This is a genomic window from Flavobacterium sediminilitoris (assembly GCF_023008245.1).
Taxonomy (GTDB): Bacteria; Bacteroidota; Bacteroidia; order Flavobacteriales; family Flavobacteriaceae; genus Flavobacterium; species Flavobacterium sediminilitoris.
The window spans coordinates 455,558-479,621 of the sequence record NZ_CP090145.1 but is presented as its reverse complement, the minus strand read 5'-3'; the positions used below and the strand labels follow the sequence as shown (position 1 = coordinate 479,621).

The 24,064-nt window shown below is 28.7% G+C and carries 21 protein-coding genes and 2 tRNA genes; 16 read left to right on the top strand and 7 right to left on the bottom strand.

What is annotated here, in order from left to right; all coding sequences use genetic code 11:
• Window positions 1-66: 66 nt before the first annotated feature.
• From LXD69_RS02380 to LXD69_RS02365, 4 genes are read right to left on the bottom strand one after another with little or no spacing between them, the layout of a single operon-like run.
• Complete coding sequence (locus tag LXD69_RS02380) at window positions 67-630, bottom strand: thioredoxin family protein (RefSeq protein WP_246917215.1); 564 nt, start codon at window positions 628-630, stop codon at window positions 67-69.
• A gap of 4 nt (window positions 631-634) precedes the next feature.
• Window positions 635-1,354: a phosphodiester glycosidase family protein gene (locus tag LXD69_RS02375; protein ID WP_246917212.1), complete on the bottom strand. Its 720-nt coding sequence runs from the start codon at window positions 1,352-1,354 to the stop codon at window positions 635-637.
• Between the two features lie 2 nt (window positions 1,355-1,356).
• Window positions 1,357-2,874, bottom strand: coding sequence for a 2,3-bisphosphoglycerate-independent phosphoglycerate mutase (gene gpmI, locus LXD69_RS02370; protein ID WP_246918921.1), 1,518 nt, complete (start codon window positions 2,872-2,874; stop codon window positions 1,357-1,359).
• Between the two features lie 52 nt (window positions 2,875-2,926).
• Window positions 2,927-5,263, bottom strand: a complete 2,337-nt coding sequence (locus LXD69_RS02365) for a DUF5916 domain-containing protein (protein WP_246917210.1) — start codon at window positions 5,261-5,263, stop codon at window positions 2,927-2,929.
• A gap of 274 nt (window positions 5,264-5,537) precedes the next feature.
• On the opposite strand from LXD69_RS02365, the gene LXD69_RS02360 reads away from it, so the two are divergent.
• Window positions 5,538-6,272, top strand: a complete 735-nt coding sequence (locus LXD69_RS02360) for a murein L,D-transpeptidase catalytic domain family protein (RefSeq protein ID WP_045967494.1) — start codon at window positions 5,538-5,540, stop codon at window positions 6,270-6,272.
• Here the strand turns inward: LXD69_RS02360 and LXD69_RS02355 are convergent.
• Window positions 6,261-7,841, bottom strand: a complete 1,581-nt coding sequence (locus tag LXD69_RS02355; protein ID WP_246917207.1) for a L,D-transpeptidase family protein — start codon at window positions 7,839-7,841, stop codon at window positions 6,261-6,263. The genes LXD69_RS02360 and LXD69_RS02355 overlap by 12 nt on opposite strands.
• 476 nt (window positions 7,842-8,317) lie before the next feature.
• Between LXD69_RS02355 and LXD69_RS02350 the strand changes: the two genes are divergently transcribed.
• Together LXD69_RS02350 and LXD69_RS02345 are read left to right on the top strand one after the other, a co-directional pair.
• Window positions 8,318-8,390 (top strand) — tRNA-Gly (locus LXD69_RS02350).
• A 39-nt stretch (window positions 8,391-8,429) separates the two neighbouring features.
• A tRNA-Gly gene (locus LXD69_RS02345) sits at window positions 8,430-8,502 on the top strand.
• A 42-nt stretch (window positions 8,503-8,544) separates the two neighbouring features.
• Here LXD69_RS02345 and pepE read toward each other — a convergent pair.
• Window positions 8,545-9,249, bottom strand: a complete 705-nt coding sequence (gene pepE, locus LXD69_RS02340; protein ID WP_246917204.1) for a dipeptidase PepE — start codon at window positions 9,247-9,249, stop codon at window positions 8,545-8,547.
• Between the two features lie 112 nt (window positions 9,250-9,361).
• Here pepE and LXD69_RS02335 point away from each other — a divergent pair, with 112 nt between their 5' ends.
• The 6 genes from LXD69_RS02335 to LXD69_RS02310 all read left to right on the top strand — a co-directional run bounded on the left by LXD69_RS02335 (window position 9,362) and on the right by LXD69_RS02310 (window position 14,777).
• On the top strand, window positions 9,362-10,135 hold the full coding sequence (locus LXD69_RS02335) for a hypothetical protein (RefSeq protein WP_246917201.1): 774 nt from the start codon (window positions 9,362-9,364) through the stop codon (window positions 10,133-10,135).
• Window positions 10,122-10,976 (top strand): carboxypeptidase-like regulatory domain-containing protein, encoded by an 855-nt coding sequence (locus LXD69_RS02330; protein WP_045967498.1) that lies wholly within the window; start codon window positions 10,122-10,124, stop codon window positions 10,974-10,976. The genes LXD69_RS02335 and LXD69_RS02330 overlap by 14 nt, the downstream gene beginning before the upstream one ends.
• Window positions 10,966-11,469 (top strand): DUF6702 family protein, encoded by a 504-nt coding sequence (locus LXD69_RS02325; protein ID WP_045967499.1) that lies wholly within the window; start codon window positions 10,966-10,968, stop codon window positions 11,467-11,469. Before LXD69_RS02330 ends, LXD69_RS02325 begins: the two co-directional genes overlap by 11 nt.
• A gap of 17 nt (window positions 11,470-11,486) precedes the next feature.
• Window positions 11,487-13,757: a M1 family metallopeptidase gene (locus tag LXD69_RS02320; protein WP_246917199.1), complete on the top strand. Its 2,271-nt coding sequence runs from the start codon at window positions 11,487-11,489 to the stop codon at window positions 13,755-13,757.
• A gap of 112 nt (window positions 13,758-13,869) precedes the next feature.
• Window positions 13,870-14,217 carry a twin-arginine translocase TatA/TatE family subunit gene (locus LXD69_RS02315; protein WP_246917195.1) on the top strand — a complete coding sequence of 116 codons (348 nt, stop codon included), beginning with the start codon at window positions 13,870-13,872 and terminating at the stop codon, window positions 14,215-14,217.
• Window positions 14,217-14,777, top strand: a complete 561-nt coding sequence (locus tag LXD69_RS02310) for a phosphatase PAP2 family protein (RefSeq protein WP_246918919.1) — start codon at window positions 14,217-14,219, stop codon at window positions 14,775-14,777. Before LXD69_RS02315 ends, LXD69_RS02310 begins: the two co-directional genes overlap by 1 nt.
• Before the next feature lie 21 nt (window positions 14,778-14,798).
• On the opposite strand, the gene LXD69_RS02305 is transcribed toward LXD69_RS02310, so the two are convergent.
• Window positions 14,799-15,440, bottom strand: a complete 642-nt coding sequence (locus tag LXD69_RS02305) for an O-methyltransferase (RefSeq protein WP_045967503.1) — start codon at window positions 15,438-15,440, stop codon at window positions 14,799-14,801.
• A gap of 78 nt (window positions 15,441-15,518) precedes the next feature.
• Here LXD69_RS02305 and LXD69_RS02300 point away from each other — a divergent pair, with 78 nt between their 5' ends.
• From LXD69_RS02300 to LXD69_RS02270, 7 genes are all read left to right on the top strand, one after another.
• On the top strand, window positions 15,519-17,219 hold the full coding sequence (locus tag LXD69_RS02300) for a carbamoyltransferase C-terminal domain-containing protein (RefSeq protein WP_246917192.1): 1,701 nt from the start codon (window positions 15,519-15,521) through the stop codon (window positions 17,217-17,219).
• Window positions 17,220-17,279: 60 nt separating this feature from the next.
• On the top strand, window positions 17,280-18,320 hold the full coding sequence (gene rlmN / locus LXD69_RS02295) for a 23S rRNA (adenine(2503)-C(2))-methyltransferase RlmN (protein ID WP_246917190.1): 1,041 nt from the start codon (window positions 17,280-17,282) through the stop codon (window positions 18,318-18,320).
• A gap of 141 nt (window positions 18,321-18,461) precedes the next feature.
• Window positions 18,462-19,445: a polyprenyl synthetase family protein gene (locus tag LXD69_RS02290; RefSeq protein ID WP_246917187.1), complete on the top strand. Its 984-nt coding sequence runs from the start codon at window positions 18,462-18,464 to the stop codon at window positions 19,443-19,445.
• A 105-nt stretch (window positions 19,446-19,550) separates the two neighbouring features.
• Window positions 19,551-20,120 carry an RNA polymerase sigma factor gene (locus tag LXD69_RS02285; protein WP_045967507.1) on the top strand — a complete coding sequence of 190 codons (570 nt, stop codon included), beginning with the start codon at window positions 19,551-19,553 and terminating at the stop codon, window positions 20,118-20,120.
• Window positions 20,107-20,832, top strand: coding sequence for a hypothetical protein (locus tag LXD69_RS02280; RefSeq protein WP_246917184.1), 726 nt, complete (start codon window positions 20,107-20,109; stop codon window positions 20,830-20,832). Before LXD69_RS02285 ends, LXD69_RS02280 begins: the two co-directional genes overlap by 14 nt.
• Before the next feature lie 38 nt (window positions 20,833-20,870).
• Window positions 20,871-22,475, top strand: coding sequence for a coiled-coil domain-containing protein (locus LXD69_RS02275; RefSeq protein ID WP_246917182.1), 1,605 nt, complete (start codon window positions 20,871-20,873; stop codon window positions 22,473-22,475).
• A 208-nt stretch (window positions 22,476-22,683) separates the two neighbouring features.
• Window positions 22,684-23,964 carry a hypothetical protein gene (locus LXD69_RS02270; protein ID WP_045967509.1) on the top strand — a complete coding sequence of 427 codons (1,281 nt, stop codon included), beginning with the start codon at window positions 22,684-22,686 and terminating at the stop codon, window positions 23,962-23,964.
• Window positions 23,965-24,064: the final 100 nt, after the last annotated feature.

The following is a 24,064-nucleotide window of genomic DNA, read 5'->3' as shown; positions in this document are numbered from 1 at the left end:
ATTGAAAGTTTAACTTTTAATTAATAATTGTGCATAAAAAAATCCCGAATAGTTCGGGATTATATTTTATTTAGCATATATATGTTTATAAGGTTTGTTTGAAACAATCTTAAAAATATCTTCTTCTAAACTTTCAACAGGCGATTCAACAATTCTATTAATTTCAAAGTCCTTTTTATAAAAAATAAAGGTTGGTACATTAGTAATATTTAATCCTTCTTCAAAAATCTCAGGAGTTGTTTTGTCTCTAGTCATTGTTATTAGATTTACTTTTCTTAGAGGAAAATCTAATTGGTTTAAAATTTTAAAAAATTTAGGTACCTGATTCTGGCTATCTTCACACCATGTTCCCATAAAAACAGTAATAGAATAATCTGAAATGTATTTTTTAATCTCTTTTATAATCTCTTCATTAGGTTTATATTCGTTGTAACTTATTGAATACCATTCGTTGAAAGGTTCTTGTTGTAAGTTGGTAATTTTAGTTTTACCTATTAAAATACCATCAGTAATTTCTTTTGACTCTATAATTATCTTTCCCCTATTTTCTTCAGGTTTTCCATCTGTTCCTTTTGTGTAAAGTGAGCAATTCGTTATAAGAGATAATACTGTTATTATTACTGTTTTCATATTGTTATTTATTTGTTATTCCAATAATTACCCCAAAATTACCATCGGTTTGAATCCATTTTTTTTCAGGAAGATAAGTACGTGATACAAATCCATCAAGGTAAAGTGCATTTTCACAACCAAGCTTTTTAAAATAATTTGCAAAATCATAGAAATTAATTTCATTTTTTGACATTACAAAAACTACTTTCCCGTTTTTTAGAACACCAACACCATTTCTAATGTTTAAATTTTTAGATCCTTTTTTAAATGCAGGATGGATATTGTCATTAATCAATAACATTGGTCCTGATTGTGTCGCATATTTGATGTTCTTATTGATTTCAAAATTTTCAGTAGTATGGATTTTAGCTTCATTTTTATTAGTGATATAAAAAATCCCATTTGGTTTTAAATAAAAATTACCATTACCTTTTAATGTGTCAATTTGGGCTTTTGTTTCGAAATTTTCAATAAATAATCCTTGTGGAGAATTATCTTTTTTATACATACCAGCATTAGTGGCAAATATTAATTCTTCATCTTTATTGTGTAGCCAATCTTTTAAAGCTTGTAAACTCTTATAGTTAATATCGTTTTCGTTTTTCCAGTATAATTTCACTTCTTTTTCATTCAAATCCGCTTCATATGTTATAAATAAGTTGTTTTGATTATATTTTTCGAATAGAATAAAACTACTTAAAAACAGAACAGTTATTAATGTAAAAAGAAGTCTTTTTTTCATATTTATAGTAAAGATTTACATGTCATGGATTTTGGTTGTTCAATTCCTATTAAATCTAAAATAGTAGGAGCAATGTCTCCCAAAACACCATTGTTTATATTTTTTAGATCATTATCAATTAATATTAAAGGGACAGGATTCGTTGTGTGAGCTGTATTCGGACTTCCATCAGGGTTAATCATTGTTTCGCAATTTCCATGATCGGCAATTAAAAGAGTTGTGTACCCATTTTCTAAAGCAGTTTCAACAACTTCTTTTACGCAAATATCAACTGCTTCACAAGCTTTTATTGCAGCTTCCATTACTCCAGTATGTCCAACCATATCTCCATTAGCAAAATTTAAACATACAAAATCAACCTCACCTTTTTTAAGCTCAGGGATTAATGCATCTTTAAGTTCGTAAGCACTCATTTCGGGTTGCAAATCATAAGTAGCAACTTTTGGTGAGTTTTTTAAAATACGAGATTCTCCAACGAATGGCTCTTCTCTTCCTCCAGAGAAAAAGAAAGTTACATGCGGATATTTTTCTGTTTCTGCAATTCTAATTTGCTTTTTATGATGTTTTTCTAATACTTCACCAAGTGTTTCAGTTATATTATCCTTATCATAAATTACATGAACATTTGAGTATGTTTCATCATAATTTGTCATAGTAACATAATACAGATTTAGTTTGTGCATGTTTTGCTCATGAAAATCTTTCTGGGATAGTGCTTCGGTTAATTCTCTTCCTCTATCTGTTCTAAAATTAAAGAAAATAACAACATCATCATCTTTTATCGTTGAAATTGGATTTTCGTTTGCATCTACAATAGAAATAGGTTTAATAAATTCATCAGTAATAGCGTTAGAATAACTTTCTAAAACACTTAGTGATCCTTTTTTTGATTTTGTACCAATTCCATTTACGATTAAATCATAAGCAAGTTTTACACGTTCCCAACGTTTATCTCTATCCATTGCATAGTAGCGACCGATTATTGAAGCTAGTTTTGCATTGGTGTTTTCTAAATAGTTCTCTAAGTTTTCAATATAATTTGCTCCTGATTTTGGATCAACATCTCTACCATCTGTAAAAGCATGAACAAACATATTTTGTACACCCATTTCCTGAGCGACATCTATTAAACCTTTTAAATGTGAAGTGTGAGAATGTACACCGCCATCTGAAACTAAGCCTAAGAAATGAACCGATTTGTTGTTTTTTTTAGCGTAATCAAGAGCATCCATTAATGATTTTTCTTGATTCATAGTTTTGTTGGCTACTGCTAAATTTATTTTTGCTAAGTCTTGATATACTATTCGTCCAGCACCTAAATTCATGTGGCCTACTTCACTGTTTCCCATTTGACCTTCAGGAAGTCCAACATTTAATCCGTCTGTTCTTAATTGTGCATTTGGATATTTAGAATATAATGAATCTATAAATGGAGTGTAAGCATTGTCTATAGCAGATACTTTTGGATCGGGAGATTTACCCCAACCGTCTAATATCATTAGGATAACTTTCTTGTTCATCATCTTTAATAATTTATAACATTACAACAAAGATAATAAAGCAATACAAAGACTATGCTTTTTTAAACCAATTTTTAGTTTGATTATAATCAATGAAGTAACGAATACTTATTGAGAAAACATGATTTAGTTTATCTGAGAATAATGTATCTAAATTCTTATTGAAATTTTTGTTAATATCGTTAGTTGAGTTTGTAGCATTATTCCTGTATAAAATAGTAGCTTGGCTTCCAGGAGCAAACCACCATGAGTAAGATAAGTCTAAATTCCAAGTACTAAAACTAGAGTTTTTGTTTTCAGTATAATCTGTTTTTTCAATAAGTCTTCCAGTTTCTTGTAACGAGAAAAAAGCATTGTTTTCAGCAATAGACCAATAATGTCTAACGGATAAATTAAAATTCATTTGGCTATTAATAGAAAACTTACTCGTTAAATTATTATTTAAAGTAGTTCTGTTTCTTTGAGCCATAATAATTTCATTACTGCTATCAATATAATCAATAAAACCAATATTGTCTTTTTGTGTATAAGGGTTTATCTCATAAATTAATGAAAATTGGTCACTGAATCGATATCTTGGTTTAATACTAAAATCAAAGTCAGATCTCCCATTTTGATCAAAATCAACATATTCAATATTTAAATCTAATGCAAATTTATTGTTATAGTTTGAAGAAATGCTAAACCAAAAATTTTGAAGCTTAGGAGTAATTAAGAACCGATCCGTAATTCTAGGTTCGTAATAATCATACCTTTCATAAGGTTTTATATTATAACCCATTCCTACATAATGATTTTTTCTTGATGTAGTATTTATATCTATACCAAAGTTGTTTTGTTGAATTTCGTTGGTAAGATTATTAAATTCAATATATGAGCTAAGCAGTACTCTAAAAGAGTTAAATATTTTAGTAGGATTTAATATTCTATAGCTAGTATTTGTGTAAAAACTATAGTAATTAGTTTGAAAATTAATACCTAAATCATTATTGTCGAAATCTTTAGAAATGTATTCAGCGCCTATTCCAAATCTGTATTTTCCAGATGTTTCACCTATGGCTAAAGAAGAGTTTATTCCATTAGTGTTTTTCTCATCATAAACACTACTAAGATTTGCTTTTCCACTAAGATTAAATGTGTTTTTTTTAGTATTCAAATCGAAGACAATTCCTGAAACGTTGGCATCTCTAAAACTACCATTTCTAGTAACGTTTGTGTTTATAAATGTTACAGATGAATTTTTATTAAACCTTTGATCGAAAACAGTTACATTGTAATTTGTTAGAGGCGATACTACCTTTCTTCTAGAGCTTCCGTCTTCTGTGTTTCGTATTGTAACAGTTGTTTCTTCGGTTATAGCATTAAGAAAACCTATTCCAAGACCGTCATCATTACGTCCAGATATTTTTAGAGCATTAAGAAGATTTGTTGTGCTTGGAAATTCATCAACTCTTTCGTTTGCACCTAATTTAGGTTTGAAAATGGGAGAAGCACCTATTCGTCTAGTATATAATAAATCTCCTTTGTTGAATAAATCAGTTCCTTCAGTAAAAAAAGGTCTATTTTCATTGAATTCTTGTTCAAATGGACCTAAATTTAATTCTACATTATCAAATTTGGTTTGCCCAAAATCTGGAATTAAAATAGCATCAAGAGTAAAAGCATCATTTATACCATATTTAATATCTAAACCACCTTTTAATGTTAACTCTGTGTCTTCTTTATTGGAATTTAAATAAGAAGAAGCATAAGGAATTAGAAATAATCGAGTAGGAGTTGATATGTTTTCAATTCCATTTAAAATTCCTGCTTGTTGAGAAAATGTTCCTACATTATTATTAATATGTGACCAAGTATATTTTTGTCGGGTTCTTTTTATTTCCCTAAAAAAATTAATTCCCCATGTTTGAATATTTGAACTAGGGAAACGCAAAGCCGCATAAGGAATTTTAATTTCTACAATCCAACCAATGTCTGTTATTTTTGTTTTACTTTCCCAAATAGCATTCCATGAATAATCTTCTCCGTTCTGAGAAGTAAAATTACAGTCAGACTGACCATTTGCAGCAGAAACATAAAATTGGAAGTCTTGCTGACCATCATTATACCCATTTATAAAAACACCAAAAGAATCGGCAGTACCAAATCGATCTCTTTCTGTTATTTCTTTTAAAATTTTTGAAGGATCATTGTCGTAAAGTAAAGCTCCAATATAAATTGCATCGTTATCATAAAGAACCTTAACCTCAGTTCTTAGCTCTTTTGAAACAAGGGTTCCGTTATTAGGCTCAAAAGTGTAGAAGTTGTCTGCAACGGATGCATTTAGCCAATCATCTTCATTTAAAATCCCATCAATAATAACATTATTTGTTTTTTTTTCTGCTTTCAAACTTTTTTTTATGCTGTCTGTTTTTTGCGAAAATATTTTTTGTGTAGTTAATAGCAATAAAACGCAGATAATGAAGTTATTATACATGAAACTTTTTTCGCAAATTTAAAATTATTCGATTTTGTGTGAAATAAATTATAATATCTTTAACGTTTTGTATGGAAAACCGATAAAAAGCATTTTTTTTCGACTAATGGTGTAAAAAAATTTGTTTCTTAGTTTTTTTTAAATATATTTGGAACCGCTTAACAATATAATAACTACTAGACTTACAATGAATTACCGATTAATCCCCCTTTTTGCCCTAAGTTTTTTATTATTTAGCTTTACTACTTTCAAAGGTATTGAAAGGGTAGAAATTAATAAAAGTACAGATCCAAAATTAGTAGCAGCAAACTTAAAATTAGCATTAGAGATAAAATGTAAGTCATTTTATAGCAATATAACATCCAATGAATATAAGTTGCCTAATTTTGATAGTTTTTTTAAAGCTTTTGAAGGATATAACAATTTAAAAGAACAAGGTTTAATAGAAAAAGAATATTTAACAATTGTTGATTTTAGTTTGTCTTCAAACGAAGAAAGAATGTGGGTGATTAATATGGAAACTAAAGAAATTGTTTTGCAGTCATTAGTAGCTCATGGAAGAAATTCAGGAGAATTATTTGCAAGCGATTTTTCAAATAGATCAGAATCATATCAAAGTAGTTTAGGGTTTTACACTACAGGTGAAACATACATAGGTAAACATGGTCTTTCATTACGTTTAGATGGTTTAGAGTATGGGATAAATGATAAAGCAAGAGATAGAGCTGTTGTAATTCATGGTGCTGACTATGTTTCTGAAAAGTTTATAAAATCAAATGGGCGTTTAGGAAGAAGCCAAGGTTGTCCTGCTGTTCCAAATGAAATTTCAGCTAAATTGATAGAATTGATTAAAGACAAGACATGTTTGTTCATTTACCATCCATCTAGAAGCTATTCAAAAAAATCTAAATTAACTTCTTAGAGAATTGTATAATTTTTTGTCTAGATTGTAAATGTCATCTCGGAATTGTAAGCTGCCATCTTTATCTAGCCAATTAGTCCAATATAAAATATAAACATTAATCTCATTTTTAATAGGAATGGTTTTAATGTTTTTCTTTTTTATAATAGTATCAATTTCTTTTTTTGTCCAACCTCTTTCTTCATTATCAAGAATTTTTTCTGATAAATCTAAAGGATTTTCAACTCTAACACATCCAGAACTAAGGGCTCTGTATTCTCTTGAAAAATAATCTCTATGATTTGTGTCATGTAGATAAACTAAATGACGATTAGGGAAATTAAATTTAACTAAGCCTAAAGAATTATTATATCCAGATGTTTGTACATATCTATAAGATCTTGATTTTTCAGGATCCCATTCTTCAGGAGCTATTTTGTTTCCTGTTGAGTCATAAATAGTCATTCGGGTTCTTGTAAAATAAGAAATATTCTTTTTAGCAGAAGGTGTTAAATCTTCTTTTATAATTGTAGGAGGAACTGTCCATGTTGGATTGAATACTAAGTTTGATAATTTTGAAATTAGAATCGGTGTTTTTCTTTTTGGAGTCCCTACAACAATATTATGTTCTGAAAGCGTGTCTCTTTTTGCCACATAAGTAATTTTATAGTCGGGTAAATTTGTAATTAAATAATTATCGCCAAAATCCCTTGGAAACCATTTCCATCTTTCCAAATTAGCTATTATTTGGTGTATTCTTTCTTCTTTGGAGAAATTAAGAGCCTTTATCGTACCTTTTCCTATTACTCCATCCGATTTAAGACCATTTCTGGCTTGAAATTTCTTTACAGCATTAAATGTGATGGAATCATAAATTGCAGTTGTTATACTATCATTTCGAGTGTAATCTTTCCAGTAAGCTAATTTGTGTTTGATGGTTATAATTTCATCAGTTGTATCATTTAATTCAATCTTGTCTTTAGCTTCACTCTTTTTAAAATCATATTCAGGATATTTTTCTAGTATAATTAAACTTTTTTTAATTTGATTGTATATGAAATGTTGAGGTTTTAATTCTTTAAAAACATTCGAAATTTCTTTAGACTTAATTCCTTTTTCTAAGTATGGAGATAATGCTAATGATTTAGGTTTTAAATCCCAGTCAGAATATACTTTTTTAGGGTCTAATTTCCCTTTGTAAAGATGTAATGCTAGTTTTTCAAATGTACTAGTCAATAAAATATCGTAGTCAAAAATAGCCTTATCATTTAACGAGTCTCTTTCTTTTTCTAATTTTAAGATTTCCTTTAAATTATAATCATTTGGATCTAAACCATCTTGATGGCAATTTTTAACTTCATTAATCAAAGCAATTCTATTTGTTTTATTAAACCAAATCTCATGATTGTTTAGTTTGTTGTAAAACAATTTAATGCTATCTTTCAATGTTTCAATTAGTTCAGTAGGAATAGGCTTGCTAATTTCTTCTATAGGTTCTTCATTAGCAGAAATACTTGCTTTATCAGAACTTTCTTTGCAACTGATGAGTAAGAAAATTAAAGAGAATATAATGAGTATATTTTTTACCATATATTTTTAATGTTTTTTAAAAGAAAAACCTGTTTATTAATGTTAATTCTTAATTGCTTATATTATGAATTTCTATGATTTGACAAAATTAAGTTGCCAGCTTATTTAAACACTCACTATAAATAGTGATTTTGAAAATTAAATTATGTTTGATACTTTATAAACTAAACAGATGATAAATCTGTTGTTAGTGTATTATCTAAAAACATGCCAAAAATAAATTAGTAGTAATGTCATTATTTTCATCAAAAAAGTAAGATTCTATTATTTTTTTACTTTTTAAAACAAGATGTTTAATAATGTGCGTTTCGTTTGTAGTATTTTTTTTAATTTCTATTAATTTTTAAACTTCTCATTTATAATATTTTAGAGTGTTTTGTTTTGTAGAAATGTTGGGATTACAAATGTAAGTGTAATTTTTTTTAAAAAAAACTTGCAAGTAAAAATAAAAATAAAGTATATTTGCACCCACAAAAGCGGAAGTAGCTCAGTTGGTAGAGCTCCAGCCTTCCAAGCTGGTTGTCGCGAGTTCGAGCCTCGTCTTCCGCTCAAAAACTTTAGATGAAAGTTTTAAAAGAATCATCATTTGCGGAAGTAGCTCAGTTGGTAGAGCTCCAGCCTTCCAAGCTGGTTGTCGCGAGTTCGAGCCTCGTCTTCCGCTCAAAAAAAAAGTCTCAAACATTAGTTTGAGACTTTTTTGTTTTTATAAATTATTTAATTCTGTTTCAGGGTCAATTTCAATAGGCTCTTGATTTCGTTTAAATACTCGAGCTGTTAAGTTTCCTTTTAATTTTACAGAATTATTACGAACTTCTAACCAGCTTCCTTCTCTTAATCCAATTACTGGTTGCGGATTGTAAGCATGAAATTCTTTAATTCTAGTTTCTCTAGTTTCTCCCATGTGGGTTGAGTCTATTTCTGGATCAAGATAATGAGGATTAATGTTGAAAGAAACTAAACCTAATGTTCTAAAACTTGGAGGATAAACAATGGGCATGTCGTTTGTGGTATTCATAGTAAGTCCACAGATATTACTTCCTGCGCTTGTGCCTAAATATGGAGTGCCATTTTTAATTACCTCTTCTAAAGTGTTTAAAACATTGTTGCGATATAATTCGTTTACTAAAACAAAAGTATTTCCTCCACCTGTAAAAATAGCTTCAGCATTTTTTATAGCTTCAATTGGATTTTCAAATTCATGAATTCCTTTAACTTTTTTATTAATAAGAATAAAAGCCTTTTTTACTTTTGAGGTATATTCATCATGAGAAATTCCACTAGGTCTTGCATAAGGAATAAATAAAATAGTAGAAACTTCTTTGAAATGATCTTCTAAAGTTGGTAACAAATAATCAAGATAACTCCCATTGTGTAAAGTGGAAGTACTTGCTATAATTAAATTTTTCATGATTTTTTTTTCAAAAATAATATTTTCAATTAACAAAAGTTTATAATCTTGTTAGTATTTAATTGGCACTAAACTCATTTATTTTTACAGAATACTTAAAAAAACAACATTAATGAAAGAAAAAATACTCTTATTTTTATTGTTTCCTCTTTTTATATGGGCTCAAAATGACTCTATTTTTAAAGGAAAGATTGTTTCTGAATCAAATTTTTTAGATGAAATTCATGTTATAAATGTTTCTAAAAATATAGGAGTAATTTCAGAACGTGGAGGTTATTTTACAATAAAAGCAAAAGTTAATGATACATTAATGTTTAGTGCAGTACATTTAAAAGGATATCAAAGAGTAGTTGTGCAAAAAGATTTTGATCAAGATTTAGTATTTGTTCCAATGGAAGCATTAGTTAATCAATTAACAGAAGTAACACTTATTAAATATAAAAATATAAATGCAGAATCTTTGGGAATTGTACCAAAAGGGCAAAAAGTATATACACCAGCAGAAAGAAGACTGCAATCAGCAGAAGAATTTAAATGGTATAGTCCGTTGTTAATTCCTTTAGGAGGAATGAGTGTTGATGGTTTAATAAACGCAATTAGTGGAAGAACCAAAATGCTTAAAAAAGAATTGAAAATAGAGAAAAAAGAAATGCTTCAAGAAGAAACTAGCGATTATTATCAAAAGGAGTACATTATAAATACTTTAAAAATTCCAGAAGAGTATGTAGATGGTTTTTTATTTTATGTAGTAGAAGATGAAAGATATGTTGATGCTATGAAAAATGAAAATAAAACAATGGCTACTTTTATTTTAGGGCAATTAGCATCAGAATATATTGAAATTAAGGGTATTGGTAAAAAAGAAAAAGATAATGGGAAAGATTAGTTTTGTTCTATTATTGTTGTTTTCACAATTTTTCTTCTCGCAAAATATCCCAAGAGAAAGAGAAGTAATACGAGGTAGAATTATAGCCGATTCTATGGAAGTAGCCGAAATTACAATTTTTAATGTAAGTTCAAATATAGGAGCAATTTCTGATGTTGATGGTAGATTTTCTATTACTGCAAAAGCAAAAGATACATTATATTTTCAAGGATTATCATTTGTTTCCCAGAAATATGTTCTTACAGAAAAAGACTTTTGGACAGAAGAGTTAGAAATTCGTTTAAAAGTAAAAATAAACGAACTCGATGAAGTTGTAGTCACACCTTATACTTTGACAGGTGATTTAGAAGTAGATACGAAAAAGATAAAAACGTATGGTGGTTTTTCAGGGATTGATATGAATGTAACTAAAAATTATGGAGATGAGAGATTTAATAAAGGTAATAAAATAACAACTTCACCAGATCATTTTGCTCCTAATGGATCTAATATTGATTTTCTAGCTATCGGAAGAGGAATTGGAAGATTATTAGGAATTAAAAAAAACTCAAAAAAAAATGCTTCTTTGGTTCTCGAAGAAAGACGATTGAGAGACATTCAGTCAAAATCATTTGCAGAACATATTAATGAGCGTTTTTCACATCATTTTTTTATATCTACATTGAAAATTAAAAATGAGGAAATTGTTCCTTTTTTAGCGTATGCGGAAATGTCAAGTTATGATTTAGTAGAATTTTTAAAAGTAGAGAATGAATTAAAACTGATAGAATATTTAATAGATAAATCAAAGGCGTTTAAAAAAGAAAATGAAGAATTATTACATTTGTCAGATGAAAAATAAGATTAAAATAATATCCTTTTTATTTCTGTTCCTTATTGTAAGTTCTTTTACAATACATAAGTTTTATGTCTCTGTAACTCAAATTGATTATGTAGACAAAAAAGGTAGAGTAGAAATAACATCAAGAATTTTTATTGATGATTTAAATAAAGCTTTAGAAAAGAGATATAATAAAAAAATTTATTTGGCATCAAATAGAGAAATTGAAGGTGCTGAAAATTTTGTTGAGAAATATTTAAATGAAAAAATAAGGATAAATATTAATAACAAGCTAAGTGAAATTCATTTTTTAGGAACTGAAATTGATAATGATGTGTTAATTTGTTACTTAAAAGTGAATTTTTCTGAAAAAATTACTACTTTCGAAATCGAAAATTCAGTTTTGACTGAAATTTTTAAAGAACAACAAAATTTGTTACATACAGATATAAATAATAAAAAAAGTAGTTTTTTGTTAACCAATACTGACCAAACTGCTTTGTTAAAATTTTGAAAACTAATTAACCTACCATGAAAAATAGAATTTTATTTTCTTCGATTTTGGTTTTAATTACTTCTTTTTTTGCGATAGCTCAGGAAGTGAAAACCGAAGATAAAGGAAGAGAGCCAGGTCATTATAACGAAAATAAATTTCGTCAAATGTATGACTTAATGGCTACGCCAAATATGTTTAGAACAGCTTCGGGAGCGCCTGGTCCAGCGTATTATCAACAAAGAGCTGATTATAAAATGAACCTTGAGCTAGATGATAAAAATAAAAAACTATTAGGTTCGGAAACGATTACATATTATAATAATTCACCAGAACCATTAGAATACTTATGGGTGCAACTGGATCAGAATGTTCGTTCAGCAGATTCAAAATCACCATTAGTGGATAATGAAAGAGTTGATCCAGGATTAGCTCCAGATAAATTTGCTAAAAAATTCATGGAAGAGCCTTTTCAAGGAGGATTTCATATAGAATATGTAAAAGACAAATCAGGTAAAGACATAAGTTACACCATCAATCAAACAATGATGCGTATAAACCTTGCAAAACCTTTACAATCAAAAGGCAAATTTACTTTTTCAATTAAATGGTGGTATAATATTAATAATTATCAAGTTGATGGAGGTCGTTCAGGTTACGAAGAGTTTGAAGATGGAAATCGTTTATATGTAATTGCTCAGTTTTATCCTAGAATGGCGGTTTATAGCGATGTTGAAGGTTGGCAGAATATGCAATTTTGGGGAAGAGGAGAATTTGCTCTAACTTTTGGAAATTACGATGTAAACATTACTGTGCCTTCTGATCACATATTAGAAGCAACTGGAGCACATCAAAATAGAAAAGATGTGTTTACTGCAGAACAAATGAAAAGATGGGAATTAGCAGAAAACACTTTCGATAAACCAGTTTTAATTGTAACTCAAGAAGAAGCTGAAAAAGCTGAAAAAGGATTTTCTGATAAAAAGAGTACTTGGAAATTTAAAGCTGAAAATGTTCGTGATTTCGGATTTTCATCATCTAGGAAATTTATGTTAGACGCAATGGCTGTTCAGTTGGAAAAAAATAAACCAATGGCTATTTCAATTTACCCGAAAGAGGCTAATCCACTTTGGGGAGAATATTCTACAAGAGCGGTTGCACAAACTTTAAAAACATATTCAAGACATACATTTGATTATCCATATCCAAAAGCAGTTTCTGTTTCTGCACAAGATCAAGGAATGGAATATCCTATGATTTGTTGGAATTTTGGACGACCTGATAAAGATGGAAAATATTCTGATAGAGTTAAATACGGAATGTTAGGTGTAATTATTCATGAAGTAGGGCATAATTTCTTTCCAATGATTGTAAATTCAGATGAGAGACAATGGACATGGATGGATGAAGGATTGAATACTTTTTTAGAATATTTAACAGAATTGGAATTTGACCCTAATTTTCCAACAGATAGAGGTCCAGCAGATAAAATAGTTCCTTATATGAAAGGAAATCAAAAATATTTAGAGCCAATAATGTCTAACTCTGAAAATATATATAATTTTGGAGCAAACGCTTATGGAAAACCAGCAACAGGATTAAATATTCTTCGTGAAACTATAATGGGGAGAGAGCTTTTTGATCATGCATTTAAAACGTATGCTCAAAGATGGAAGTTTAAACACCCAACACCAGAAGACTTTTTTAGAACAATGGAAGATGCTTCAGCAGTAGATTTAGATTGGTTTTGGAGAGGATGGTTTTATTCTACGGATTATGTTGATATTGGCATTAAAGAAGTAAAACAATATTATGTTTCATCAGAGCCTACTGAAGAAATGAAGAATTTCGTAGCGAGAAGAGGAAGGTCTTTAAGAGATATCGGGCCATTTATTTATTTAGTTGATGAGACACATAAAGAGTTTAATCCAAAGACAAAAAAAGCATTTGAAGTAAAAGATGTTCAAGTTCTCGAAGATTATGTGTCTAAAAATTATACTTCTGAAGAGAAGGCTGCATTAAAAAATCCTAAATATTTTTATGAAGTTGAGTTTGAAAAACCAGGAGGATTAATGATGCCAATTATTGTAGAACTTCAATATGAAGATGGAACTAAAGAGGATTGTAAGTTTCCGGTTCAAATTTGGAGAAAGAATAATGACACAGCAAAAAGAGTATTTGCTACAAATAAAAAAATAGTTAAAATTCAATTAGATCCAAAATTAGAAACCGCTGATATTGACACGGTAAATAATGTGTGGCCAAGTGAAGCAGTGATATCTAAATTTGATGAATTAGATAAGAAATAATTTTTTTAAGATATATGAAAAAATAGTTAAACCTAATGTCAAAATTATAAAGATTGACATTAGGTTATTTTTTTCTTTGTAACTTTGTTCACTATAATTTAATAAAGAAACAATGTTTGGCATAGGTGGAGGCGAACTTATCATAATAATATTAATTGCAATTATGATTTTTGGTTCAAAAGGAATTCCTGATGTAGCTAGATTTATGGGTAAAACTATGGCTCAATTAAAAAATGCTACTAATGAAATTAAAAACGAAATTCAAAATAGCACAACAGATTCGGGTATAGATTTGAATTCTATAACTGACGGTATTTCAGATGAAATAAATAAAGCAAAAGAAGGAATAAATAATACAGTTAATCCATTGAAGGATATAACTACGGATATACAAAACCCAATTCAGGAAGTTAAAGAAGATATTGAAAACTTATCTGGACCTATCAAAAGACAATTTTAATCTTGGAACAAATTATTACACTAGATAAAGAACTATTAGTATTTCTTAACGGTTTAGGCTCAGAATCCTTTGATGCCTTTTGGTTACAAATAACAAAGCAGCTCAATTGGACGCCTTATTTTGTTATTTTGTTATTAATTCTACAAAAGAAAATTGGCTGGAAAAATCTAGGAATAGTATTATTAATTATAGCTTTATTAATTACTTTTACGGATCAAATTACAAATCTTTTTAAATACTCTTTTCAACGCTTAAGACCATGTAATGATCCTGAAATTAATACCATTATTAGAGTTGTTAAAACAAGTAATTCGTATAGTTTCTTTTCAGGACATGCTTCAAATTCTACAGCAACTATGACTTTTATTTTCTTAATTTTAAGACAATACTATAAGTATGCTTTTGTTGTATTCTTTTTCCCTTTAATCTTTGCTTATAGTAGAATATATCTTGGACTGCATTTCCCGATTGATATCTTAACAGGTTACTTTTTTGGAGCTTTATTTGGAACTGTTTTTTATAAAGGATATTCAATATATTTAAAAAGAAGTAGAAAATAAAATGAGAATAGTTAGTAGAAATTATAGAACTCTACTAACTGTTAACCCATCTCTAATTGGTAATAAAACGGATTCTACTCTAATATCATTGTTTAGTAGTTCATTATACTCAACAAGTATCTTGGTGCTAATATCTTTAGGATCTAGTTCTTCAATTACTTTTCCGCTCCAAAGTACATTGTCAGATAAAATAATTCCGCCTTTATTCATCATTGGGATTATTATATTAAAATAATTAATGTAATTTTCTTTATCCGCATCAATAAAAACTAAGTCAAATTTTTTATTTAGATTAGGAATAATATCTAACGCATTTCCCAGATGTTGAAATATTTGATTTTTCCATTCTGAAGCATCAAAATACTTTTTTTGAAAATCAAAAAGTTCTTCATTAACATCAATAGTATCAATGGTTCCTTCTTTTTTTAAACCTTCAGCTAAACATAGAGTAGCATAACCTGTATAAGTACCAATTTCTAAAATGGAATTAGGATTAATAATTTTAGATAACATACTTAATACTCTACCTTGAAAATGCCCACTTAACATTCTAGGTTGTAAAATTTTTTGATATGTTTCTCTATTTAGTTTTGCTAGCAGTTCTGGCTCGTTCTGGCTATGATTAGCAACATAATTTTCTAAATCTTCTGATATAAAATGCATCTTAATTTTGAGTTTTAAAATATCATTCAAAGTTATCAAAATATTTTTTGTAGTTTTCAATAAATTTCAAGATTATAGATGAGTAAACCAATTTATATAATAGGAACAGGACTTTCTCATAACGGTTCGGCTGTCTTGTTAAAAGACGGTCAAGTGTGTGTAGCTATAGAGAAAGAAAGAATTACTAGAATAAAGCATGATGGAGGAAATGATTCACAAGCCATTCAATATTGTTTAGATGCAGAAGGAATAACATTAAAGGATGTTGATTTAGTAGTGCAGTGCGAAAACTTTAGTATACCAAAATGTGATTATTTTAAAGGGAAAAGACCTTTTTCAAATACAGAAGAACCAAAAATTGTTAATATATCACATCACTTAGCTCATGCTTATAGTGCAGTTGGAACATCTCATTTTTCAACATGTAATGTTATGGTTATAGATGGTTGTGGGAGTCCATTAGAACAGTTTTTAGAATTACATCCTTATCAAAAAGATATAATTGATTCGTCAATTCTCAATGAAATACAAATGCAATGTGAAAAAGATAGTTTTTATCATTTTGATGGGCAAAAAATGATTCCATTGTATAAAGACTTTAGTATTGTCACAAAAGAGTCAGAGAACAGATTATCATTACCAACAACTCAACATTCAATAGGAGGGTTTTATGCAACTATTAGTAAATATGTTTTTGGAAATATGGACGATGTAGGGAAGTTAATGGGATTAGCTCCTTATGGAGTTTCTGGTGTTTATAATTTTGAAGCTTTTAAGTTTGAATCAAATAGATTATTTGTTAAAGATTATTGGAAAGACTATTTGAATAACCCTTCAAGTGGATATGAATATTTTAAAAAGCATTTCACATACTATGCAAATATTGCAAAATGGGCACAAGAACAAGTTGAAAAAGCTGTTATTTGGTGTATTCAAGAAAGAATGTCTAAATATCCTCATGAAAATCTATGTTATACAGGTGGAGTTGCATTAAATGCAGTAGCAAATGCAAAACTAATGGATATTGAAGTTGCTAAAGATATTTACTTTGAACCAGCAGCAAGTGATAATGGATTAGCATTAGGTTGTGCTTATTACGGTTGGTTAGAATATATGAAAATGCCAAAAATTGCAACAGATGGAAGTACTTGTTTTGGTAAAGAATATAGCCAAAATGAAATAGATTTTTTTATTAATAGTCAAGAAATGGAATCTTTTCAAATTCAAAATTTTATTGAAGAAGATGAGTTGTTAAAGTATTGTGCAAAAGAACTAAATACAGGAAAAACAATAGGATGGTTTCATTCAGGATCAGAATTTGGTCCAAGATCATTAGGTAGGAGAAGTATATTAGCCCATCCAGGAATTGAAAATATGAAAAATCATATTAATGCGAATATTAAATTTCGTGAAGATTTCAGACCTTTTGCTCCTGCTGTATTAAAAGATAAAGTAAACGAGTATTTTGAATCAGGAAGAAATAGTCCTTATATGATTTTAGTAGATAAAACAAAAAAAGAACACCTTAATAGTTTGAAAAATGTAACGCACTGTAATGGATCTGCAAGAGTACAAACCGTTGATGGAACTTGGAATCCTAGATTTTCAAAATTATTAGTAGCATTCCACAAAGAAAGTGAAATTGCAGTGTTGTTAAATACAAGTTTAAACAGAAAAGGGATGCCTATCGTAGAAACACCTCAAGAAGCATTACAACTATTCAAAGAAACAGCCTTAGATATATTAGTATTAGAAAATACTGTTTTGAAGAAGAAATAGCTTAAATTTTTATACCAATTTGAAAAATATTTATCCATAATTTTCTTTTACCTTTGCACCATGCAAACGATGAAAAAAGACATAAGAGCTTTAACTAAAGAGCAATTACGAGATTTCTTTGTCTCTAATGATGATAAAGCATTTAGAGGAAATCAAGTATATGAATGGTTGTGGAGTAAAAGAGCACATTCTTTTGAAGATATGACAAATATTTCAAAAGAAACTAGAAACATGCTTGAGGCTAATTTTGTAATCAATCATATAAAAGTTGATACAATGCAACGCAGTGAAGATGGAACCGTTAAAAATGCTGTCCGTTTGCACGATGATTTAATTGTAGAATCAGTTCTAATTCCAACAAAAACAAGAACAACAGCATGTGTTTCTAGTCAAGTAGGTTGTAGTTTAGATTGTAATTTTTGTGCAACAGCTCGTTTAAAAAGAATGAGAAACCTTGAGCCAGGAGAAATTTACGATCAAGTAGCAGCAATTGATAATGAAAGTAGATTGTATTATGATAGACCATTATCTAATATTGTTTTTATGGGAATGGGAGAGCCATTGATGAATTACCCAAACGTAATGAAAGCAATAGATATGATAACTTCTCCTGAAGGATTAGGGATGTCTCCAAAACGAATTACTGTTTCTACTTCTGGTGTTTCCAAAATGATAAAAAAAATGGCAGATGATGAAGTGAAATTCAAATTGGCTGTTTCGCTTCATTCTGCAATTGAAGAAACCAGGAATAATATAATGCCTTTTACAAAGAGCTTTCCTCTAACAGATTTAAGAGAAGCATTAGAATATTGGTATAAAAAAACAAAGAGTAAAGTAACTTATGAATATGTGGTTTGGAAAGGAATAAATGATGATAAAAAATCAATTGATGCCTTAGTGAAATTTTGCAAATATGTACCTTGTAAAGTAAACCTTATTGAATATAATCCTATTGATGATGGAGAATTTCAACAAGCTTCAGAACAAGCAACCGAAAACTATATTGAAGCACTAGAAAAAAATGATATTATAGTTAAAGTTAGGAGAAGTAGAGGAAAAGATATTGATGCTGCTTGTGGACAATTGGCAAATAAAACTTAAGATAATTAATTTTCTTGGAGATAATTTTATAATATCAAACGTGGTTATTGTAAAACAAAAGAGAATGTCACTTCCATCTAGATGAAACAAATAGAGAAGGCTTTGTTTTAAAACAAAGTTTTAGCTATTTTTGAAGCATAAATGAAAATCGTAGAGCAAATAAAACAACCTATTTTTGTAGAAATGGAACTTTTCGAAAAAAAGTTCCGTGAATCAATGTCTTCAAAAGTAGCGCTACTTAATAGAATTACTCATTATATAGTAAACCGAAAAGGAAAACAAATGCGACCAATGTTTGTTTTCTTAACCGCAAAAATGGTTGCTAATAATAATGATGTAAATGAACGCACATATCGTGGTGCTTCAGTGATCGAACTTATCCATACAGCAACTTTAGTTCATGATGATGTTGTAGATGATAGTAATAAACGTAGAGGGTTTTTCTCAATAAATGCACTCTGGAAAAATAAAATTGCAGTATTAGTCGGTGATTATTTATTGTCAAAAGGCTTATTGCTTTCCATAGATAATAACGATTTTGATTTATTGAAAATAATTTCAGTAGCTGTTCGTGAAATGAGCGAAGGAGAATTATTGCAAATTGAAAAAGCACGTAGATTAGATATAACAGAAGATATTTATTATGAAATAATCCGTCAAAAAACAGCCACACTTATTGCCGCTTGTTGTTCACTTGGAGCATGTTCAGTAGTTCCAGAAAACGGAGAACTAGTAGAAAAAATGCGAAAATTTGGCGAACTAATTGGAATGGCTTTTCAAATAAAAGATGACTTATTTGACTATACAGATGATGCAATTGGTAAACCAACAGGAATTGATATTAAGGAGCAAAAAATGACACTTCCTTTGATTTACGCATTAAATAATTGTACTACTAAAGAAAAAAACTGGGTAATTAATTCAGTAAAAAATCATAATAAAGACAAAAAGAGAGTTCGAGAAGTAATCCAATTTGTAAAAGACAAAAACGGATTAGCTTATGCTGAACAAAAAATGATTCAATTCCAACAAGAAGCATTATTGCTTATTCAAAACTTCCCTTCATCACCATATAAAGATTCTCTTATTTTAATGGTGAATTATGTTATTGAACGTAAAAAATAATTTTTTTAAATAATTTTTTAGTTTCTATACAACCTTTTAAAAAAACATCTCGTCTATATAAATAGAAAGTGGTTCTAAAATCAGAATTTAATTTCTAAAAAATAAATGAAGGTAATAGACTTACATAGAGAAGAAAAACAAGTAATAGAGCAAGCGGTCTTAAATAACAGACAAGCGCAACATCAATTGTATACTAAGTTTTCTCCTAAGATGTTAGGTGTGTGTCGTCAATATATTAAAGACATTCATCATGCCGAAGATGTAATGATTACAGCTTTTATGAAAGTATTTACCAATCTGAAAAAGTTTGAACACAAAGGCAGTTTTGAAGGTTGGATGAGAAAAATAATGGTCAATGAGTGTATTGATTTTATTAGAGTAAAGAAGAACGTGTTTAATCATCAAGAAATAGAAAATATTATTTTATCTGAGAATGAAGATAGCTTTGAAATAGACGCTTTTTCAGCAGATGATATTCAAATGTTAATTGATAATTTACCTGATGGTTATCGAATGATATTTAACCTTTACGCAATAGAAGGTTATAAGCACAATGAAATTGCAAAAATGCTCAGGATAAGTGAAGGTACATCAAAATCACAATTATCACATGCTAGAAAAATGCTTCAAGAACAAGTTAATCTATTAAAAAGAAAACAAAATGGCACCAAATAAAATGGAACATAAAATAAAAGAAAAATTAAGTTCAAGAGAAATAAAACCATCAGAACAAGCTTGGGATAGATTGGATGCAATGCTTTCTGTTAAAGAAAATAAGAAAAAAAAGAGTTTTTCATGGTTGTATATTGCCGCTACATCTTTAGTTTTTTTAACAATCGGATTTTGGTTTTATAATCAAAACAATACAACTGTAACTACTAATGATATAAAAATTGTAACTAATGAAAAAGATATTGATACAGTTAAGAATGAAACAAAACAAGTAATAGATAACATCTTAATAAAAGAAAAAGAAGCTTTAGCAGAAATAAATAATGATAAACAATCTCAAAAATTTATTACTAAAGAAAATAGAAGTAAAAACGAAAGCCAAGTAGAGGAAATAGTAAAAATAGAAGAAGCAAAAATTGTTCAAAATGACAAAATAGAGCAAATTAATCAAGATGAGGTAAAGGGAATCAATGTCAAAAATAAATACATAAGTGGTGAAACCTTGCTGGCAAGTGTAGAAAATAGAAAAGTTGAAATAAAACAACAACCTCAAACTAATAAAAATATTGAATCTAACTTAAAAGTAGATGCATCATTGTTGCTCACATCAACAGAGAAAGAACTGAATGAAGAATATAAAGAAACAACTTTAGATAGACTGACAAGAAATTTTAAACAAGTAAAAACAGCTGTAGCTAATAGAAATTACGAATAAATCATCATTAAAAATCATCAATCAAAAAGCGAAAAATTATGCAAAAAATTATTTTTTACACAGTAATCACGTTAGTTGCTTTTGTAGCTAATTTAAAAGCTCAAACAGCAGACATATCTAAAAATTCAGAAGATTGGTCTTATAGAGAAACAGTTGATGGAAGTTATCGAATGGGTTCTGATACAAGTACCGAATTTAGCAATCAAAATGTTTTAACAATTAAGTCAATTAAAAAAGATATTAAAGGCTTTGGAAACATAATGCAAACAATTCAACCAGATTTATATCTAGGAAAGACAATTAAAATGTCTGGTTATGTTAAAAGTGAAGATGTGAAATCTTGGGCTGGACTTTGGATGCGTGTAGATTTTTACAAAGAAAAAGTTTTGGCTTTTGATAATATGCAAAATAGAGCTATTAAAGGAACAACAGATTGGATAAAATATGAGGTTGTTTTATTTGTTCCCAATGATGCAACTTCAATTTCTTATGGTGTTTTGTTGCATGGAAAAGGACAAATATGGTTTAAAGATGTGATAGTTGAGGTTGTTGAAGAAATTGTTCAAGAAACTGGTACAATTAAAGGTAGGGAGCAAAAGCCTATTTCATTTGAAATTCGAGCAAAACAAATTGGAGATCAAATTACTTCGATAACTAATGAAGAAAAAAACGCTTTAAAAGTTGAAATAGATAAAATAGACAATCAGGTTAGTGAAGGAACTCTTTCTAAAAATGAAGCAGATGAACTAAAATTAAAAAAAGCCAAAGAAAGAGCAAAAAATATTGAATCTAAAGTAGCTGTTCAAGAAGAAAAATTAAATCAATTAATTCAAGATAAAATTGACGGAAAAATTTCTGATAATAATGAAAAGTCAAAAAGAGGAGGTACAAGTATTGTCTTTGGGTCAAGCCCAGATAGTATAGGTGAATTCCACAGACAAATAAACCTTTCTTCTATGAAAGTTTATAATGGTGCAGATGATTTTATAAAAAAACAATCTAAAAGAACTACATCTCAATTTGTATTTGCTTTAGGGTTAAATAATTTAATCACTGAAGGAGAAAATATTGAAAATTCAGATTTTCGTGTTGCAGGTTCACATTTTTATGAATGGGGTTTGACGTACAACACTAGAATTCTTAAAAATGCTAATTTATTACATGTAAAATATGGATTGTCAGTAATGTATAATAATCTTCGTCCAACAAATAACAGGTTCTTTGTTAAAAATGGTAATCAAACAGAATTGCAAATTGCAGCAGTTGATTTAAAAGAATCAAGGTTGCGAAATGTACAATTGGTTTTTCCACTACATTTAGAATTTGATTTTACACCTAAAAAACTTTCAGAAGACGGAAAGACTTATTTCAGAACGCATAATTCTTTTAGGGTTGGTCTAGGAGGTTATGGAGGTTTTAATATTAAGTCAAAACAAATTACCAAATATGAATTAGACGGTGATAAAATTAAAGATAAGCAAAAAGGAGATTTTAATACATCAAACTTCGTGTACGGGTTGAGTACTTATGTTGGATATAAGGCTACTAGTCTTTATGTTAAATACGATATCAATCCACTATTTAAAAATAATACAGTAGATCAAAATAATATTTCTTTAGGAATTCGTTTTGATTTTAATTAAAACAAAAAGGAAGTTTAAAATTTAAACATCTTTAATACAATAAATTTGGGTTAGTTGTATGCGTTAAATGCCTCTTATGTGTAAGAGGCATTTTTTATTAATGATAAATTGATATAATAATCTGTATAATAACAATTTCATAATCTCATAGGAAGATTCTGATAAAGCTAGAATGATAGCTTTGAAGAACTAAAACAAACAAACTACTATGAGAAAGAATATACTATTAACAGGACTTTTAATAAGTACATTTTTAAGCTTTTCTCAATCTAACTTTGGAATTATAACCAAAGACAATTGGATAGAAAGCTGGACAAATTTCAACCCTAAAAAACAAGAATATAAAGAAACTAATAAAACATTAGCTGGAACAATCACAGAAAACACAACACTTTCAAATAGATACACATATTTATTACATGGAGTTGTATATGTAACGAATAATGCAGTTTTAACAATAGAACCTGGAACCGTAATAAGAGGAGATTACGAAACGTGTGGAACATTAGTAATTACTAAAGGAGCAAAAATAGAAGCAAACGGATCACCAGGATTTCCAATAGTATTTACAACAAATAAAGATACATACACAAGAAGACCAGGAGATTGGGGAGGCATAATAGTAATGGGAGATGCACCTGTGAATAATTTTGGAGGAATAGGAATTTTAAAATTCGATTTAAATCCTCAATACAATGTTTATGGAGGAAAGAACACAGAAAGCGATTCAGGAGTGTTAAATTATGTAAGAATTGAATATTCAGGAAGAAAATTGAGTGCAAAAAAAGAACTAAATGGACTTTCGTTTGCAGGAGTAGGAAACAAAACAATCATAAAAAACATTCAAGTAAGTTACTGCAATGATGATTCATTCGAATTCTATGGAGGAAACGTTACGCTAGAAAAATTAATCTCATTTAGAGCAACAGATGATGATTTTGATTTTACTCAAGGTGTACAATCAAAAATAAATAATAGTATTGCAATTCGTAATCCGTATTCTTCCGATTTTCAAGGATCTAGATGTTTCGAAATTGATTCTTATGACGATTATGATCGATTTGACCCTAATGCAAATAAAACAAAAATTCAAGCCGAAAACATAACATTAGTAAATTTAGAGGATAATGCTCAAGGACTAATTAAAGAATCTATTTTCTTAAATAAAGACAGCTATTTAACGTTTACAAATAGTATTGTATATGGATTTGAAGATTTCTTAGTAGTCAAAAACCAATTAGTAACAGAAGAATTTGAAGAGCTTGTAAAACTTAAAAATATAATAATTGCACATTGTAAAAATACTTTTGCAACTCAAAATGAAAGAAAAATAGAAGATGTAGAAAACAGATATAACCTTTCAAAAAACAATATAAAAGTTGTTGATGGAGGAATTAATGAGTTTTTTAGAAATGTAGATGTAGACGGAGAACCTGATTTTAAGTTTATAAAAATAGAGAAAAGTACTGAAAATGTGGTAACAAAGTAATTAGGTATAATACAGAATAAGAATTAAGGCATTTTTTTTATTAAAAGTGCCTTTTTTTGCAGTTTACAAGTTTGTATCTTTGACCACTAAATAAAAAACT